16 protein-coding genes are annotated in these 17,383 nt (G+C 72.8%); 11 read left to right on the top strand and 5 right to left on the bottom strand.

The features are described from left to right. Positions 1–66: 66 nt before the first annotated feature. From ACIP5O_RS35465 to ACIP5O_RS35450, 4 genes are all read left to right on the top strand, one after another. The gene (locus ACIP5O_RS35465) at positions 67–1,455 is read left to right on the top strand and encodes an APC family permease (protein ID WP_401301547.1); all 1,389 of its coding nucleotides are present in this window, start codon (positions 67–69) and stop codon (positions 1,453–1,455) included. Positions 1,456–1,565: 110 nt separating this feature from the next. Further along, positions 1,566–2,783, top strand: coding sequence for an exodeoxyribonuclease VII large subunit (gene xseA, locus ACIP5O_RS35460; RefSeq protein WP_401301545.1), 1,218 nt, complete (start codon positions 1,566–1,568; stop codon positions 2,781–2,783). A 68-nt stretch (positions 2,784–2,851) separates the two neighbouring features. After that, a complete protein-coding gene (locus tag ACIP5O_RS35455; RefSeq protein ID WP_356541746.1) occupies positions 2,852–3,094 on the top strand; it encodes an exodeoxyribonuclease VII small subunit in 243 nt (80 codons plus the stop codon). A gap of 171 nt (positions 3,095–3,265) precedes the next feature. Further along, entirely contained in the window at positions 3,266–3,856 is a 591-nt protein-coding gene (locus ACIP5O_RS35450; RefSeq protein ID WP_401301542.1) for a malonic semialdehyde reductase, read from the top strand. A 93-nt stretch (positions 3,857–3,949) separates the two neighbouring features. On the opposite strand, the gene ACIP5O_RS35445 is transcribed toward ACIP5O_RS35450, so the two are convergent. Further along, complete coding sequence (locus tag ACIP5O_RS35445) at positions 3,950–4,483, bottom strand: DUF4245 domain-containing protein (RefSeq protein ID WP_401301539.1); 534 nt, start codon at positions 4,481–4,483, stop codon at positions 3,950–3,952. A 118-nt stretch (positions 4,484–4,601) separates the two neighbouring features. Here ACIP5O_RS35445 and glpX point away from each other — a divergent pair, with 118 nt between their 5' ends. After that, a complete protein-coding gene (gene glpX, locus ACIP5O_RS35440) occupies positions 4,602–5,633 on the top strand; it encodes a class II fructose-bisphosphatase (protein ID WP_121832572.1) in 1,032 nt (343 codons plus the stop codon). 153 nt (positions 5,634–5,786) lie between these two features. On the opposite strand, the gene ACIP5O_RS35435 is transcribed toward glpX, so the two are convergent. Together ACIP5O_RS35435 and ACIP5O_RS35430 are read right to left on the bottom strand one after the other, a co-directional pair. Next, positions 5,787–6,158: a WhiB family transcriptional regulator gene (locus tag ACIP5O_RS35435; RefSeq protein ID WP_053645841.1), complete on the bottom strand. Its 372-nt coding sequence runs from the start codon at positions 6,156–6,158 to the stop codon at positions 5,787–5,789. A gap of 170 nt (positions 6,159–6,328) precedes the next feature. Continuing rightward, positions 6,329–7,051: a DUF1707 domain-containing protein gene (locus tag ACIP5O_RS35430; protein ID WP_401301534.1), complete on the bottom strand. Its 723-nt coding sequence runs from the start codon at positions 7,049–7,051 to the stop codon at positions 6,329–6,331. 197 nt (positions 7,052–7,248) lie between these two features. Here ACIP5O_RS35430 and ACIP5O_RS35425 point away from each other — a divergent pair, with 197 nt between their 5' ends. Continuing rightward, the gene (locus ACIP5O_RS35425; protein ID WP_401301532.1) at positions 7,249–8,919 is read left to right on the top strand and encodes a fumarate hydratase; all 1,671 of its coding nucleotides are present in this window, start codon (positions 7,249–7,251) and stop codon (positions 8,917–8,919) included. A 68-nt stretch (positions 8,920–8,987) separates the two neighbouring features. Here the strand turns inward: ACIP5O_RS35425 and ACIP5O_RS35420 are convergent, their stop codons facing one another. Next, on the bottom strand, positions 8,988–9,527 hold the full coding sequence (locus tag ACIP5O_RS35420) for an SRPBCC family protein (protein ID WP_401301529.1): 540 nt from the start codon (positions 9,525–9,527) through the stop codon (positions 8,988–8,990). Positions 9,528–9,762: 235 nt separating this feature from the next. Here ACIP5O_RS35420 and ACIP5O_RS35415 point away from each other — a divergent pair, with 235 nt between their 5' ends. Both ACIP5O_RS35415 and ACIP5O_RS35410 read left to right on the top strand, forming a co-directional pair. Continuing rightward, a complete protein-coding gene (locus ACIP5O_RS35415; RefSeq protein ID WP_401301526.1) occupies positions 9,763–10,422 on the top strand; it encodes an HAD family acid phosphatase in 660 nt (219 codons plus the stop codon). 38 nt (positions 10,423–10,460) lie between these two features. Continuing rightward, positions 10,461–11,129, top strand: a complete 669-nt coding sequence (locus tag ACIP5O_RS35410) for a lipoprotein (protein ID WP_401301523.1) — start codon at positions 10,461–10,463, stop codon at positions 11,127–11,129. Between the two features lie 63 nt (positions 11,130–11,192). Here ACIP5O_RS35410 and ACIP5O_RS35405 read toward each other — a convergent pair whose 3' ends face one another. Beyond that, on the bottom strand, positions 11,193–12,764 hold the full coding sequence (locus ACIP5O_RS35405) for a ricin-type beta-trefoil lectin domain protein (RefSeq protein ID WP_401301521.1): 1,572 nt from the start codon (positions 12,762–12,764) through the stop codon (positions 11,193–11,195). Positions 12,765–12,870: 106 nt separating this feature from the next. On the opposite strand from ACIP5O_RS35405, the gene ACIP5O_RS35400 reads away from it, so the two are divergent. The 3 genes from ACIP5O_RS35400 (at position 12,871) to ACIP5O_RS35390 (ending at position 17,277) form a co-directional block, all read left to right on the top strand. Then, entirely contained in the window at positions 12,871–14,292 is a 1,422-nt protein-coding gene (locus ACIP5O_RS35400; protein ID WP_401301518.1) for a class II fumarate hydratase, read from the top strand. 67 nt (positions 14,293–14,359) lie between these two features. Beyond that, positions 14,360–15,025, top strand: a complete 666-nt coding sequence (locus ACIP5O_RS35395) for a DUF402 domain-containing protein (protein ID WP_401301515.1) — start codon at positions 14,360–14,362, stop codon at positions 15,023–15,025. A gap of 311 nt (positions 15,026–15,336) precedes the next feature. Then, positions 15,337–17,277, top strand: a complete 1,941-nt coding sequence (locus ACIP5O_RS35390) for a SpoIIE family protein phosphatase (RefSeq protein WP_401301512.1) — start codon at positions 15,337–15,339, stop codon at positions 17,275–17,277. The last annotated feature ends 106 nt before the right edge of the window (positions 17,278–17,383 follow it).

Below are 17,383 nucleotides of genomic sequence, written 5' to 3'. Positions count from 1 at the left end.
ACACCCGCGCCCCCCAGCGCCGCGTCGCTCAGCGATTCGCCCGCCCCCGTGGCCGAAACTGGCCCCATGGCCGAGGAATCGCAGGTGGCGGCGGGCGGGAACGGCGACGGTGGTGGCGGTAGCGGCGGCGGTACGGAGCACACGGGGCTCCGACGGAACCTCGGGTTCCGTGACCTGGTCGTCTACGGGCTGCTCTTCATCGCGCCCATGGCGCCGGTCGGCGTCTTCGGGACGCTCGACGCCAAGTCGCACGGCGCGGTCGCGCTCGTGTACGTGGTGGCGACCGTCGCCATGGCGTTCACGGCGTTCAGCTACGCCCAGATGGTGCGGGTCGCGCCGCAGGCCGGCTCCGTCTTCACGTACGCGCGCAAGGGCCTCGGGGAGGGGCCGGGCTTCGTCGCCGGGTGGATGGCGATGCTCGACTACCTGCTGATCCCCGCCGTCGCCTACCTCTTCGCGGGCATCGCCATGGAGGCACTGGTCCCGACCGTCGACCGGTGGGTGTGGACCGGGATCGCGGTGGTCCTCACCACCCTGCTCAACCTGTGGGGCGTGCGGGCGGCGGCCCGCGTCGGCTTCGCGGTGCTCGCCCTGGAGATCGCCGTCCTCCTCGTCTTCGTCGTGTCGGCCGTGGTGGTGCTCGTACGGGACGGGGCACAGCGCGACTGGTGGTCGCCGCTGACCGGCGACGCGTCGTTCTCGCTCGCGGCGGTGATCGGCGCGGTCTCGGTCGCCGTCCTCTCCTACCTGGGATTCGACGCGATCGCCTCCTTCGCGGAGGAGGTCACCGGCGGTTCGGCGAAGGTGGCGCGGGCGCTGCTGTTCTGCCTGGCGCTCGCGGGCACGCTCTTCGTGGCGCAGACCTGGCTGGTGGCGCTGCTCGAACCGGTCTCCTCGGCCGAGCTCGCCGCCGACCCCGGCAAGCAGGGCTCCGCCTTCTACGACGCCGTGGACACCTCGGTCGGCGACTGGCTGCACGACCTGGTGGCCGCCTCCAAGGCGATCGGCGCGGCCTTCGCGGCGCTCGCGGGGCAGGCGGCCGGCGGTCGGCTGCTCTTCGCGATGGGCCGCGACCGACGGCTGCCGCACCTGCTCGCCCGGACGGACGGGGGCGTGCCGCGCGTGGCGCTGCTGGTGTCCGCCGCGGTGACGATGGTCGCGGCGGTGTGGGCGGCGCGGCGGGACGACGGCCTCGACCACCTGGTGTCGGTGGTCGACGTGGGCGCGCTCACCGCCTTCGTCCTGCTGCACGCGAGCGTGGTGGGCTGGTTCGCCGTCCGCCGGGCGGAGGGGCCGCCGAACGTGCTGAAGCACGTGGTGGCGCCGGTCGTCGGCGCGGCGATCCTGGTCGCGGTGATCGTCGAGGCCTCGGCGGCGGCCCAGGTGGTGGGCGTGGTCTGGCTGGGGATCGGCCTGGTGGTCCTGGCCGTCCAGGGGGCGGCGCGGACGCGGTGAGCACGGGCGGGCCGTGCGGGGCGGGGTGCGGAACCGGGACCGGGACCGCACCCCGCCCCGCCCCCGTACGCCGTCCTGACGTTGTCGTACCGCGCCGTTACGCTCGGTCCATGGCTCTGACTACGTCCGCCGAAACGCCGCTGCCCGTCGGTGAGGTCTCCCGGATGATCGGGGGGTGGATCGACCGGCTCGGGGCCATCTGGGTCGAGGGGCAGATCACCCAGCTCTCGCGGCGCCCCGGCGCCGGGGTCGTCTTCCTGACGCTGCGGGACCCCTCGTACGACGTCTCGATCGGCGTCACCTGCTACCGGCAGGTCTTCGACGCGGTCGCGGACCTCGTGTCGGAGGGCGCCAGGGTCGTCGTGCACGCCAAGCCCGAGTGGTACGCGCCGCGCGGGCAGCTCTCGCTGCGGGCCGCCGAGATCAAGCCGGTCGGGATCGGTGAGCTGCTCGCCCGCCTGGAGCAGCTGAAGCGGACCCTGGCCGCCGAAGGGCTGTTCGCGGCCGACCGGAAGAAGCCGCTGCCGTTCCTGCCGCGCCGGATCGGCCTCGTCTGCGGCCGCGCGTCGGCGGCGGAGCGGGACGTCCTGGAGAACGCGCGCCGACGCTGGCCCGCCGTCGCCTTCGAGGTGCGGAACGTCGCGGTGCAGGGCGTGAAGGCCGTCCCGCAGGTCGTCCAGGCGGTCCGGGAGCTCGACGCGGACGAGGACGTGGACGTGATCGTCGTGGCCCGGGGCGGCGGCAGCGTCGAGGACCTGCTGCCGTTCTCGGACGAGCAGCTCGTCCGGGCCGTGGCCGACTGCCGTACGCCGGTGGTCTCGGCGATCGGGCACGAGCCGGACTCGCCCCTGCTCGACCTGGTGGCCGACCTGCGCGCCTCGACGCCGACGGACGCGGCCAAGAAGGTCGTCCCCGACGTCGGCGAGGAACTCGACCGGGTGCGCGGCCTCCGCGACCGGGCGCTGCGGACCGTGCAGGGGCTCCTGGACCGGGAGGAGCGCGGCCTGGCGCACGCGCTCGCGCGGCCCGTCATGGAGCAGCCGCTGCGCATGGTCGAGGTCCGCGGGGACGAGGTGGCGGCGCTGCTCGCCCGGAGCCGGCGGGTCCTCGGCCACCTCCTCGACCGGGCCGACTCGGAGCTCTCGCACACGCGGGCGCGGGTCCGGGCGCTGTCGCCCGCGGCCACCCTTGAGCGGGGGTACGCGGTGCTCCAGCGGGCGGACGGCACGGTGGTCCGCTCCCCCGGCGAGGTCGCCGGGGACGAGGAGCTGCGGGCCCGGGTCGCGGAGGGCGAGTTCGCGGTGCGGCGCGTGGCGGACGCCGACTGAGCGGCTCCCTCTTCACCCCCATCCACATCGACATCGACAGAAGACAGCAGAAGGACAGAAGGACGGACATGGCAGCGGGCAAGGACAAGGGCACGGACGAGGCGGCGCTCGGGTACGAGCAGGCGCGGGACGAGCTGATCGAGGTCGTCCGGCGGCTCGAAGCGGGCGGGACCACCCTGGAGGACTCCCTCGCCCTCTGGGAGCGGGGCGAGGAGCTGGCGAAGGTGTGCCGGCTCCGCCTGGAGGGCGCCCGGGCCCGCCTGGACGCCGCCCTTGCGGCGGACGCGGACGGCGAGGACGGGGAGGAGTGACCTTCCGGGGCGCGCCGGTCCTGGCGTAGACTCACGAGTGAAGCGGATCACTATCCGGATTGGATAGTTGAAATTTCACCAATCATGGGCGTACTGTCGAGGACGTCGCTCGAACTTTGTCCGAGCAACCCCCACCTTGTGCAGTTTTGTGCAGTCCGGAAGGTACGCAGCATGTCTCTCGCCCTTGACCCCGCCGCCCAGGACCTCCTCTTCCGCGAGGCCCGCACCGCCAACACGTTCACCGACGAGCCGGTGACCGACGAGCAGGTGCAGGCGATCTACGACCTGGTGAAGTACGGCCCCACCGCCTTCAACCAGACCCCGCTGCGCATCACCCTGGTCCGCTCCCCCGAGGCCCGTGAGCGCCTGGTCCAGCACATGGCCGAGGGCAACCGGCCGAAGACCGCCACCGCCCCGCTCGTCGCGATCCTCTCCGCCGACAACGAGTTCCACGAGGACCTCCCGGCCCTGCTCCCGCACTTCCCGCAGGCCAAGGACATGTTCTTCGCCGAGCGCCCGGTCCGCGAGCAGTCCGCCCTGCTGAACGCCGCCCTCCAGGCCGCGTACTTCATCGTCGGCGTCCGCGCCGCCGGCCTGGCCGCCGGCCCGATGACCGGCCTGGACTTCGCCGGCGTCCAGAAGGAGTTCCTCGACGCCGACCACACCCCGCTGATGGTCGTCAACATCGGCAAGCCGGGCGAAGAGGCCTGGTTCCCGCGCTCCCCGCGCCTCTCCTTCGACGAGGTCGTCACCACCGTCTGAGACCGGTGACCGGCCACGCGTACGGGAAGGGCCCCGCACTCCACGAGTGCGGGGCCCTTCCCGTACGCCTTCCCGTACGCCTCCGCGTACCGCTCAGGCCTTCTGCGACCGGAGCGAGCCCGCCATCTCGGCCAGCCGCTCGAAGGACGCCGTGCCGGTCACCACGGTCGTCGCGCCGCCCTCCGTCCGCACGAGCGCGTCGTACTTCGGGCCCTCCCAGCGGTGCCAGACCAGGCCGTCCACCGTCCGGGTCTTCCCGGTGTCCTTCGCCTCGTGCGTCACGTCGGGCACGAACTCTCCCGGCTCCGCCGTCGACTGGTGGATCGCCACGTACTGGGTGTCCGGGGAGAGGAAGCCGAGCTGCCAGGCGTCGGCCTTCTCCCGCTTGTACGAGACGACCGTCGCCTTCCAGCCCTTTTCGAGGCCCTCGGGGGCCAGCACCGGATACGGCGCCGCCCGCTGGGCCGTCAGGAGCTCGACCCGGTAGTCCTTCGCCTCCACCGGGTCCGCGTGCTCGTCGTGCGGGACGAAGAGATACATCACGCCCGCGGCGACCATGATCACACCGAGGGACTGGAACATCCCGCGTACCGTCTGCCTGCCTCGCATACCTGCCACGCCCCCCATGGTCGCATCACGGTCCCGTGCTCATACGTGGGCCCCTCTGCTCATTTTGTCGACCTGACGATAGAGTCACAGGACCCTCTTATTTTGCGGCCGTCGCCGTACAGAAAGGTGCGCCCCGATGACCGAGCACACCCTCCCGCCCGAGCTGGAGGTCTCTCCCGAGGCCCCCGACCGCAACCTCGCCCTCGAACTGGTGCGCGTCACCGAGGCCGCCGCCATGGCCGCCGGACGCTGGGTCGGCCGGGGCGACAAGATCGGCGCGGACGGCGCGGCGGTCAACGCCATGCGGACCCTGATCTCCACCGTCTCGATGGACGGCGTCGTCGTCATCGGCGAGGGCGAGAAGGACGAAGCCCCGATGCTCTTCAACGGCGAGCGGGTCGGCGACGGCACCGGCGCCGAGGTCGACATCGCCGTCGACCCGATCGACGGCACCACGCTCAACGCCAAGGGCATGCCGAACGCGATCGCCGTCCTGGCCGCCGCCGACCGCGGCACCATGTTCGACCCGTCCGCGGTCTTCTACATGGACAAGCTGGTCACCGGCCCCGAGGCCGCCGACTTCGTCGACATCAACGCCCCCGTCTCGGTCAACATCCGCCGGGTCGCCAAGGCGAAGAACTCCTCGCCCGAGGACATCACGGTCGTCATCCTGGACCGCCCCCGTCACGAGGGCATCGTCAAGGAGATCCGCGAGACCGGGGCCCGGATCAAGTTCATCTCGGACGGCGACGTCGCCGGTTCGATCATGGCCGTCCGCGAGGGCACCGGCGTCGACATGCTCATGGGCATCGGCGGCACCCCCGAGGGCATCATCTCCGCCTGCGCGATCAAGTGCCTCGGCGGCGTGATCCAGGGCAAGCTGTGGCCGAAGGACGACGCCGAGCGGCAGAAGGCGCTCGACGCGGGCCACGACCTGGACCGGGTGCTCTCCACCGACGACCTGGTCAGCGGCGACAACGTCTTCTTCGTCGCGACCGGCATCACCGACGGCGAACTGCTGCGCGGGGTGCGCTACCGCGCCGAGACGGCGACCACGCAGTCCCTGGTCATGCGCTCGAAGTCCGGCACGATCCGCCAGATCGACTCCACGCACCGGCTCTCGAAGCTGCGCGCGTACAGCAAGATCGACTTCGACCGCGCCAAGTAGGCCGGAGCCGGGCGGGCCGGACCCGCGGACGGTACGAAGAGGGGCGCTCCCATGTGCGGTGGGGGCGCCCCTTCCCGTACGGGCCGACGAAGGCCTCCGTGCCCGGCGTCCGGTCCCGTCCTCCGGTCCCGGCGTCCCGGCTCCGCTCCCCGGTCAGCCCGCCTTGGCGATCCGCTCCGTCGCGGCCGCCTTCCGCAGCTCCACCTCGCGCCGCCGGCGCCGGGCGAGGACCACGCGGCGCTCCGCCGCCGTGAGCCCGCCCCACACCCCGTACGGCTCGGGCTGGAGCAGCGCGTGCTCGCGGCACTCGACCATCACAGGACAGCGCGCGCAGACCCGCTTGGCGGCCTCCTCGCGGGCGAGGCGCGCGGCCGTCGGCTCCTTGGAGGGGGCGAAGAAGAGTCCTGCCTCGTCACGGCGGCACACCGCTTCCGCGTGCCACGGGCCGCCCTCGTCCTCCCGGGCCGGGGTGCGGGCGGGAGGGACGGCGACGGCCTGGAGGGGCTGATGCGGCAGTTGCAGCACGGTCTACTCCTGACGACTGACGACGACTTCGCGGGCGAGGGGCGATGCCACGAGCCTTACCCGCTGTGCGCGCGCCTATGCACTGGGTGCCGCGCCGTTCCGGACTGCGGAGGGCCGACGGCGGATTCCGGTCACCCGCCCCGGAGCGCCGCCCCACCCGCGAACTCCCGTCAGTGGCCGAGGTGTTTGCGCATCCTGCCCTGGAGGTCCGTGATCCACTTGCCGCGCTTGGGCCGCGCCTCGACGTTCCCGAAGACCGAGTAGCCGTTGATGACGACGACCGGGGCCTGCGGGTCGACGCCCTCCAGGGTGACGACCTCGAAGTTCCCGAAGATCCCGCTGCCGTTGCCGCGCAGGCTGATGTTCTCCGGGACCCGCACCTCGACGTTGCCGAAGATGGAGGTGGCGTTGATCGTGGTCAGGCGCTGGGCGAAGATCGCCTCGGTCAGGTCGATCTCGATGTTGCCGAAGAACGCGAAGGCGTTCGTCCGGCGGCTCACCCGCCAGCGGCCCTTGCGGGTGGTGCTGGAGAAGATCGCGACGAGGTTCTCCGGTTCGCCGTCCTGGTCGTCGGGCCCGTAGGCGTAGGCCGGATCCGGCGCCGGCCGGGAGGCCCGGGCGGCCGGCAGGTCGCGGACGATCGGCTCCAGCTCCCCGACCGTCTTGGCCCGGTAGACCGCGTCGATCCGGTCCGAGTGCTCCTCGGCGTCGAGCCGCCCCTCGGCCAGGGCGTCCCTGAGGATGTCGGCGATCCGGTCCCGGTCCGCGTCCGAGGCCCGCAGCGAGCCCTGCGGATCGGCGAAGGCGGGGGCCGCGGGGGCGGTCTCGGCGGGGGCGGCCGACCGCTGCGGCTGCGGCTGCTTCTCGGGTTCGGGCTGCTTTTCGAGGTCCACGGAGCCAGCCTAGCGAAACGCGATAGATCGCGACCAGGGGGCGGGGCCGAGACCTGTGGACGAGACCGGATCCGGTCGGGCGCGCCCCAAGTGAGCCTTACCTCACAGGACCGTCGAAACGGAGGCGTTCTACGCTGGAGGACGCGTTGCCAACGGAGGCGGCGCCGCTGCCCGCCGAGTGAGGAATGACCGCCGTCATGCCAGAGTTTTCGTACTCCGATCTGCTCCCCCTGGGAGAGGACACCACGCCCTACCGCCTGGTGACCGCCGAAGGCGTCTCCACCTTCGAGGCCGACGGGCGTACGTTCCTCAAGGTCGAGCCCGAGGCGCTGCGGCGGCTGGCCGCCGAGGCGATCCACGACATCCAGCACTTCCTGCGCCCGGCCCACCTGGCCCAGCTCCGCCGGATCATCGACGACCCGGAGGCGTCGGGCAACGACAAGTTCGTCGCGCTCGACCTGCTCAAGAACGCGAACATCGCCGCCGCCGGCGTCCTCCCGATGTGCCAGGACACCGGCACCGCGATCGTCATGGGAAAGCGCGGCCAGAACGTGCTGACCTCCGGCCGCGACGAGGAGGCCCTCTCCAAGGGCGTCTACGACGCGTACACCAAGCTCAACCTGCGGTACTCGCAGATGGCCCCGGTCACCATGTGGGAGGAGAAGAACACCGGCTCGAACCTGCCCGCGCAGATCGAGCTGTACGCCACCGACGGCGGCGCGTACAAGTTCCTCTTCATGGCCAAGGGCGGCGGCTCCGCCAACAAGTCCTTCCTCTACCAGGAGACCAAGGCGGTCCTCAACGAGGCCTCCATGATGAAGTTCCTGGAGGAGAAGATCCGCTCGCTCGGCACGGCCGCCTGCCCGCCGTACCACCTGGCGATCGTCGTCGGCGGCACCAGCGCCGAGTTCGCCCTGAAGACCGCGAAGTACGCCTCCGCGCACTACCTGGACGAGCTGCCCACCGAGGGCTCGGCCGAGACCGGCCACGGCTTCCGCGACAAGGAGTTGGAGGAGAAGGTCTTCGAGCTGACGCAGCGGATCGGCATCGGCGCCCAGTTCGGCGGCAAGTACTTCTGCCACGACGTGCGCGTGGTGCGCCTGCCGCGCCACGGCGCCTCGCTGCCCGTCGCCATCGCCGTCTCCTGCTCGGCCGACCGCCAGGCCGTCGCGAAGATCACCGCCGAGGGCGTCTTCCTGGAGCAGCTGGAGACGGACCCGGCGCGCTTCCTGCCGGAGACCACCGACGAGCACCTCGACGAGGCCTCCGACGTCGTGCGGATCGACCTCAACCAGCCGATGGACGAGATCCTCGCCGAGCTGACCAGGTACCCGGTCAAGACCCGCCTCTCGCTGACCGGCCCGCTGGTCGTGGCGCGCGACATCGCGCACGCCAAGATCAAGGAGCGCCTGGACGCGGGCGAGGAGATGCCGCAGTACCTGAAGGACCACCCGGTGTACTACGCGGGCCCGGCGAAGACCCCCGAGGGGTACGCCTCCGGCTCCTTCGGCCCGACGACGGCCGGCCGCATGGACTCGTACGTGGAGCAGTTCCAGGCGGCGGGCGGCTCGAAGGTCATGCTGGCCAAGGGCAACCGCTCGAAGCAGGTCACGGACGCGTGCGGCAGCCACGGCGGCTTCTACCTCGGCTCGATCGGCGGCCCGGCGGCGCGCCTGGCGCAGGACTGCATCAAGAAGGTCGAGATCGTCGAGTACGAGGAGCTCGGCATGGAGGCGGTCTGGAAGATCGAGGTCGAGGACTTCCCGGCGTTCATCGTCGTGGACGACAAGGGGAACGACTTCTTCCAGAATCCGGCGCCGGAGCCGACGTTCACGCACATCCCGGTGCGGGGCCCCGGTCTGGCCTGACCCCGAGGCAGTGCCCCGGAGAGCCCCCGGCCGTCACCGGCGCGGGGGCTCTTCCCGTGGACCGGAGGTCAAGCGCCCTTTTCCGCGAGGGACTTGATGCCCGCGAGGGTCTTCTCCATGCCCGCGCGCAGTTCCTCGACGCGGACGGCGACGATCCGCTCCTCGCGGTCCGGCCACCGGTCGAGGGTCAGGGAGACGCCGCTGCGGGCCGGGCCGAGGCGGGCCGACTGGCGGAGCCGGGTGCCGCCGTCCTCGGGGGCGAGTTCGTAGCGCCAGGTCGCCATGGGCCGCGCCGGGTCCGGTGCCGGGTCGCCGAAGCGGCCGTCCGCGTCCGTGACGGCCCAGGCGAACACCCGCCGCTCGCCCGCGTCCTCCAGCTCGGTCACGTGGGAGACGGTCCGCCACTCGCCGAGCAGCCGGTGGTGGTTGTGGCCCTCGAAGCGCGCGCCCACCCGGGGGCCGTCCGCGCCGTCGAGCCAGGCGGCGCGGCACAGTTCCGGGCTGAACCTGGCGGGCAGCAGGATGTCGGTCACCAGCTCCCAGACCCGCGGCACGGCCGCCCCGACGTGGACGTCACAGTGTGCGCTCGGCCCCTCGGCGTACCGCATGGCGCTCCCTCCGGTTCGGTCCTCCGATCATCCGACGGGCCGGGCCGGGTCCACAACGGGACGCACGTCACCCCGCCCGTCACCCCGCACAGCGCCTCGCCGGAAGCGGAACTCGCCCCTCGGCGACGGGTGCTCGGAAAGTCGCTACCGACCGGTGGTCCTCCCGTCACCTACCCGTCAGTATGGGCCGTGAGCATGTCAACCACTGAGTCGGTCGACCTCTCGGGAGCCCCCCATGCCCTCCACCCCCCTCCACCGGCGTGCCGCCGCCGGTTCCACCGCCGCGCTCGCCCTCTCCGCCGTCCTCGTCGTCGGGCCCGCGCCCGCCGCCTCCGCCGCCACCGCGTCCGCCTCCTCCGACCCGAACGCCCACGTGGTGTCGACCGCCGCGCTCGCCGGCATCGACTACGGCACCTGGCGCCGTGACGTGGCGGCCGTCGTCGCCGAGGCGCGTCCGTACGTCGAGGAGCGCGCGAAGGACGCCGGGCGCGAGAAGCAGGCGCTCGTCCTCGACATCGACAACAGCTCCCTGGAGACGGACTTCCACCCGTTCTGGGAGCTGCCCACCCCGGCCATCGCCGAGGTCCGCGCCCTCGTCCGGGACGCCCACGCGCGCGGGGTGGCCGTCTTCTTCGTCACCGCCCGCCCCGGGATCATCCACGCGCTCACCGACTGGAACCTGAAGAAGGCCGGCTACCCGGTCGACGGCCTGTACGTGCGCTCGCTGCCCGACCTGTTCGCCGAGGTCAGCGCGTACAAGACGGAGCAGCGCGCGGAGATCGAGGCCAAGGGCTACACGATCATCGCGAACATCGGCAACAACACCAGCGACCTCGTCGGCGGTCACGCCGAGCGCACCTTCAAGCTCCCGGACTACGGCGGCAAGCTCTCCTGACGTCCTCGCGGGGCCGGCCCGGAGCTAGTCTGCCGATCATGAGACTTCCGATACGGCTCCTGCTCCCCGCCCTCCTCGCGGCGGGGCCGCTGCTGACCGGCTGCGCCGGCCCCGAGCCGCTCCCGGAGGTCACCCCGGGGCCGCGCCCGACGGCCGCGAAGCCGACGACCGCGAGGCCCTCGGACGCCGGGGCGCCGGGCGCGGCCGTCGCGGCGGCCTCCCTCGGCGGGCCGGGGACGGCCTGCGCGCTGCCGGTCTCCTTCTCCCTCGCGCAGGCGTGGGAGCCGAAGGCGGTCAGGAACCCGGAGGACCCAGAGTTCGCGGCGCTCACCCGCCAGGGCCCGGCCACCGTCCGCTGCGAGGTGGACGCCAAGCCGGCCGGGCACCTCGGCTTCCTGCGGGTGTGGACGGTGGAGAAGAGCGCGGCCCACTCGTCCGCGCGGGCCGCGCTCGAAGCCTTCGTGAAGGCGGAGAAGGGGAGTTCCGGCGCCTCGTACCGGGAGACGACGGCGGGCGGCGCGCCCGCCGTCGAGGTGACCTACACGGTGCGGAGCGAACTCCTCGACGAGGAGAAGGAGGAGCGCGCCCTCGCCGTCGCCACCCCGAAGGGGGCGGTCGTCGTCCACCTCGGCGGAACGGACACCGAGGAGCACCGGGCGATGGTCCCGGCGTACGAGCTGGCCCGTACGACCCTGAAGGTGCTCTGAGCCGTGGCCGCGGCCCCCGTCCCGTGCCGGACGGGGGCCGCGGCGTTCCCGTGGGACGCGCGGCTACGCGAACTTCTGGTTCGCGGAGCCGTCGCAGGCCCGGAGCCTGATCTGCTCCTTCGCCGCGCCCTGGGTGAGGCACATGCCGGTCGCGGCGGCGGGCCGGAGGGTGGCGCCGTCGCGGACGAACCTCTGGTTGGCGCCGCCGTGGCAGTTCCACAGGACCAGGGCCGTGCCCGCCCGGTACTGGGAGTCGGGCACGTCCAGGCAGCGGTCCTGGGTGAGGCCGGTGTGGACGGTCTGCCGGGCGGAGTCGTACCACCAGGTCTGGTTGCGGCCGTCGTGGCAGTCCCAGCCGAGGACCCGGGTGCCGTTGGCGCTGGTGGCCGCGTCGACGTCGAGGCAGTTGCCGGTCGCCTGGTTCCTCAGCGGGCGGTAGGCGTCGTCCCAGGCGAGCGGGAAGAGGGTGGGCTTCCCGGTGGAGTTCACGTCGGCGCAGCTCGCCTCGCGCAGGCCGGAGGCGTAGAGCTGGGTGAGGCAGGAGGCGAAGGCGGCGTGCCCGCGCGCGTTGGGGTGGAAGGACTGCCGGACCGAGTTCTCGTCCGGGAGGCCGGGCTTGGAGAGGTCGATGTAGAGGCCCCTGGCCCAGGGGTCCTCCGTGCAGACCTCGTGGCCGTGGAAGAGGCGGGAGTTGTCGAGGTAGGTGGCGCCGGTGGACGCGGCGGCCTTCCGCATGCCGCGCTCGAAGGCGGGGACGGCGGTGTCGCGGCCCCAGACGGTGTCGGAGTCGTACCCCAGGCCGCCGCAGACCAGCTTGCCGGGGAAGTTCGGGTTGTCGCGGAAGTCGGGGCCGATCGGGCTGGGGTAGCCCATGAGGACGAGCTTGTAGTCGCCGTCGGCGTATCCGGCGTCGCGCATGACGGTCTTGAGGTCGCGGACGGTCTGCTCGACCTTGGGGACGAGTCCGTCGACGCGGGCCTGCCAGCCGGGGGCGTACTTGGGCTCGCAGGCGCCCTGGCTGAGCAGGTAGCGGGTGACGCAGTCGGTCATGACGGGGCCGAACTGGAGGTCGTCGTTGGCCCCGGCGACGAGCAGGACCATCTTGATGCGGGTGTTGCGGGCCTTGATGGCGAGGCTGTCGCTCTGGACGAGTTCGTCGGCGTACTGCTTCGAGCCGCCGACCTTGATGTTTCCGGTGTACGCGCCGGAGCAGGAGACGTTGAAGGTGAGGTCCGCGGCGATCCCGGTGCGGTGGACGGCGGCGTCGGGCGAGCGGTGGCACCAGTTGGAGGGGCCGTTGGTGGGGGGTTCGTAGGTGCCGACGCCCTCGCCGGAGATCTCGCTGTCGCCGAGCGAGATCAGGCCGCTCCTGCGCTGGTCGAGCGGGCGCTCCTCGGGGCTTCCGTAGATCTTGGTGGCCTCGGCCGCCCGGATCGCCTCCAGGGCGGGCGGGAGGGGTACGGAAGCGGTGGCGGCCCTCGTGCCCGTGGCCGTGACGGTCGTCGTACCCGTGGCCGTCACGGTCGTGTCGGCCGCGCCGGCGGGAGCGGCGGCCGCGATCATCGTTCCGAGGACCGCGGCGGCCGTGGCGACGGCGGCGACGGGCCGGCGGAGTCTGTACCTGGTGCGCGTCATTGCGCCTCCTGGAAGTGGGGTTACCCACGGTTTTTACTGGCCGGTACGCGCCTTGGGAATACATCGAACAAGACAAGTGCTCACGTTTTACGGGAGGTTGAAGAAGATGAACGACAGCGAGCAGCACGGCGGGGACGACCGGGACTTCCGGATCGAGCACGACTCCATGGGTGAGGTGCGGGTCCCCGCGCACGCCAAGTGGCGGGCCCAGACCCAGCGGGCGGTGGAGAACTTCCCGATCTCGGGCCAGCGCCTGGAGCGCGCCCACATCGAGGCCCTGGCCCGGATCAAGGCGGCCGCCGCCCAGGTCAACGCCCGGCTCGGGGTGATCGACGCGGACCGCGCGGAGGCGATCGCCGCGGCGGCGGAGGAGGTCGCGGAGGGGCGCTGGGACGCGCACTTCCCCGTGGACGTCTTCCAGACCGGCTCGGGCACCTCGTCCAACATGAACACCAACGAGGTGATCGCCACCCTCGCCACCGAGCGGCTGCCGGAGGGCCGGGAGGTGCACCCCAACGACCACGTGAACGCCTCGCAGTCCTCCAACGACGTCTTCCCGTCCTCCATCCACATCGCGGCGACCGGCGCCGTCGCCCACGACCTGATCCCCGCCCTGGAGCACCTGGCCGCCGCCCTGGAGCGAAAATCGGCCGAATTCGCGAAGGTCGTGAAGTCGGGCCGCACGCATCTGATGGACGCCACCCCGGTCACCCTCGGCCAGGAGTTCGGCGGCTACGCGGCCCAGGTGAGGTACGGGGTCGAGCGGCTGCGCGGCGCGCTCCTCCGGCTCGCCGAACTCCCCCTCGGCGGCACGGCGGTGGGCACCGGCATCAACACCCCGGCCGGCTTCTCGGCCGCCGTCATCGCGGAGGTCGCCCGGACCACCGGACTGCCGCTGACCGAGGCCCGCGACCACTTCGAGGCCCAGGGCGCCCGCGACGGCCTGGTGGAGACGTCCGGGCAGCTCAGGACCATCGCCGTCTCCCTCACCAAGATCTCCAACGATCTGCGCTGGATGGCCAGCGGGCCGCGCACGGGCCTCGCCGAGATCAACCTCCCCGACCTCCAGCCCGGCTCCTCGATCATGCCGGGCAAGGTGAACCCGGTGATCCCCGAGGCGGTCCTGATGGTCGCCGCGCAGGTGACCGGAAACGACACCACGGTGGCGGTGGCGGGCGCGGCCGGGAACTTCGAGCTCAACGTGATGCTGCCGGTGATGGCCAAGAACCTGCTGGAATCCGTGCGGCTCCTGGCCAACGCCTCCCGGCTGCTGGCGGACCGCACGGTCGACGGGATCACGGCCAACGTCGAGCGCGCCCGCGAGTACGCGGAGTCCTCGCCGTCCGTGGTCACCCCGCTCAACAAGTACATCGGCTACGAGGAGGCCGCGAAGGTCGCCAAGAAGTCCCTCGCGGAGCGGAAGACCATCCGCGAGGTGGTCCTGGAGTCCGGCTACGTCGAGCGGGGCGACCTCACGGTGGAACAGCTGGACGAGGCGCTGGACGTGCTGCGGATGACGCACCCGTAGGCGGGGGCCGTCCGATTCCGTGACCCGCACCGCAGCGGCGGTGGGAGCGCGCCCCTAAGATCTGCGCATGACAGGATCGGACGCCTCTCAGCACTGGGCGCCGGGGGACCACGTCCTCTGGCGCTACCGCGGCAACGGCACCGGGGCCGTGCACATCTGCCGGCCGGTGACGGTCGTGCGGGACACGCCCGAGCTGCTCGCGGTCTGGATGGCGCCCGGCACCGAGTGCGTCCGGCCCGTGCTCGCCGACGGCACCCCCGTGCACGACGAGCCGCTCGCCACCCGCTACACCGCCCCCAGGACCACCGAGCGGGCCCGCTGGACGGGCAGCGGGGTGCTGAAGCTGGCCCGGCCCGGTGAGCCGTGGTCGGTGTGGCTGTTCTGGGAGCGCGGCTGGCGCTTCCGCAGCTGGTACGTGAACCTGGAGGAGCCGCGGACCCGCTGGTCCGGTGGCTTCGACTCCGAGGACCACTTCCTCGACATCTCCGTCTACCCCGACCGGAGCTGGCTGTGGCGGGACGAGGACGAGTTCGCGCAGGCCCAGCGGTCCGGTCTGATGGGCCCGGAGCAGGCGGCGGAGGTGCGGGCCGCCGGGCGGCGCGCGGTGGAGCGGATCCGGACGTGGGGGGCGCCGTTCTCGGACGGCTGGGAGCACTGGCGGCCCGATCCGGCGTGGCGCGTTCCGGAACTGCCGGCGGACTGGGACCGCACCCCGGCGCACACCGGGCCGTGAGACCCTTGATGCACCCCCGGGGTTCAAACGTAGGATCGTCCTCCGCGCGTCGGAGACGGATCGACCAGCACGTCGGACCTACTGAACAGTACGTCAGCGACCGAACAGCACACTGGACCTGACCGCCAGTCACCCACGAGGGGGAGAGCAGTGCCGGACGTCCGCCCGGGTGTTCAGAGCCCCGTCGTCGCCGCGACCCGCGGAGCGTCCACATCCGCTGCATACGAGGGGTTTACCCCCGCCGAAGGCGCGGCATCGGCGAGAAGAGCGAGTGCATCGCACCACCGGCCCGGACGGACGGAATCCCACGCGTGACGGAGCATCCCACTTCCCACGAAGGCCGCCAGCCCCTGGCCGCCCGGCCGCAGGAACGTGCGCGCCCCCGCCAGGAGGCGGCGGCCGGCCTGCCCGACGTGCCCGCGCAGCCGGGCGGAGCACCGGTCCCCGGTGCGGAGTCCCCGGCGGCGCCCGGCGTGCCCGCCGCGCCCCTCGGGAGCGGCGGCTCGGGCGCCGTGGCCGTCGCCGTCTCCCCGCAGCCGTCCGGCGGCGGGGGCACCTCGGCGCGGCGCGAGGGCGAGCGGCTGCGGTTCGTCGGGGCGGCGACCCGCCGCATCGCCCGCGGCATCGACCTGGACGAGATCGTGCTCGGTCTGTGCCGGGCGACCGTGCCGACCTTCTCCGACGAGATCCTGGTCTACCTGCGCGATCCCCTGCCGGTGGGCGACGAGCGCCCGGTGGCGCCTTTCGTGCTGCGGCTGCGCCGGACGGACCGGCTGCGGTTAACGGACCCGGAGTCCGAGGAGCTCGTCCTCGTGCCCGACCCGGATCCGACCCCCGCGGCCGAACTCTGCGAGGTGCGGTCCGGAGGGGCGCTCGCCGAGGTCCTGCGCGGGGTGCGGCCGGTCTTCGGCGACTCCGCCGCCGCCCGGGAGGCGCTGGGCGAGCTGCTCGGCACCGACCATCCGCTGCCCGGCGGGCTGCGGGCGATACTGGCTCCGCTGCGCGGCCGGCGCCGGGTGATCGGCGCGGCCGTGTTCCTGCGCCGCCCCGAGCGCGCCGGGTTCGAGCCGAACGACCTCCTGGTGGCGGCGCAGCTGGCCACGCACACCGCGCTCGGCATCGACAAGGCCGTCCTGTACGGCCGGGAGGCGTACATCGCGGACGAGCTCCAGCGGACGATGCTGCCGGACTCGCTCCCGCAGCCGACCGGGGTCCGGCTGGCCTCGCGCTACCTGCCGGCGGCCGAGACGGCCCGGGTGGGCGGCGACTGGTACGACGCGATCCCGCTGCCCGGCAGCAGGGTCGCCCTGGTCGTGGGCGACGTCATGGGCCACTCCATGACCTCGGCGGCGATCATGGGCCAGCTGCGCACCACCGCGCAGACCCTGGCCGGGCTCGACCTGCCGCCGCAGGAGGTCCTGCACCACCTGGACGAGCAGGCGCAGCGGCTCGGCGAGAACCGGATGGCGACCTGTCTGTACGCGGTGTACGACCCGGTCTCGCACCGGATCACGGTGGCGAACGCCGGCCATCCGCCGCCGATACTGCTCCACCTGGGCGGGCGCGCGGAGGTCCTGCGGGTGCCGCCGGGCGCCCCGATCGGGGTGGGCGGGGTGGACTTCGAGGCGGTCGAGCTGGACGCCCCGGCCGGTGCCACGCTGCTGCTCTACACCGACGGCCTGGTGGAGTCGCGGCTGCGGGACGTGTGGACGGGGATCGAGCAGTTGCGGGAGCGCCTGGCGGCGACCGCGCAGCTCACCGGGCCCGACCACTCGCCCCCGCTGGAGGCGCTCTGCGACGACGTCCTGGACATGCTGGGTCCGGGCGACCGGGACGACGACATCGCGCTGCTCGCGGCCCGGTTCGACGGGATCGCGCCGAGCGACGTGGCGTACTGGTTCCTGGACCCGGAGGACGCGGCCCCGGGCCGTGCCCGGCGGCTCGCCCGGCGGGCGCTGGCCCGCTGGGACCTGGAGGACCTCACGGACTCGGTGGAGCTGCTGATCAGCGAGGTCGTGACGAACGCCGTGCGGTACGCGGAGCGGCCGGTGACGCTGCGGCTGCTCCGTACGGACGTGCTGCGCTGCGAGGTCGGCGACGACTCCCCGCAGCTGCCCCGGCAGCGGCGGGCGCGGGACACGGACGAGAGCGGGCGCGGGCTCTTCCTGGTGAACCGGCTGGCCCGGCGCTGGGGGGCGACCCGGCTCTCGGGCGGCAAGGTGGTCTGGTTCGAGCTGGCGACCCGTACCTGAGCGGGCCGTCCCCGGACGTGCGGGTGGCGCGCGCCCCCCCCACCGGCCGCCCCGGCCCCCCCCAGCCGGGGGGGGCCGGGGGCTGGGGGGGCAGAGGCTGGAAAGG

This window comes from Streptomyces sp. NPDC088915 (assembly GCF_044749825.1).
GTDB lineage: Bacteria > Actinomycetota > Actinomycetes > Streptomycetales > Streptomycetaceae > Streptomyces.
The sequence above is the reverse complement of the archived record's forward strand: the minus strand, read 5'-3'. Positions and strand labels throughout refer to the sequence as shown.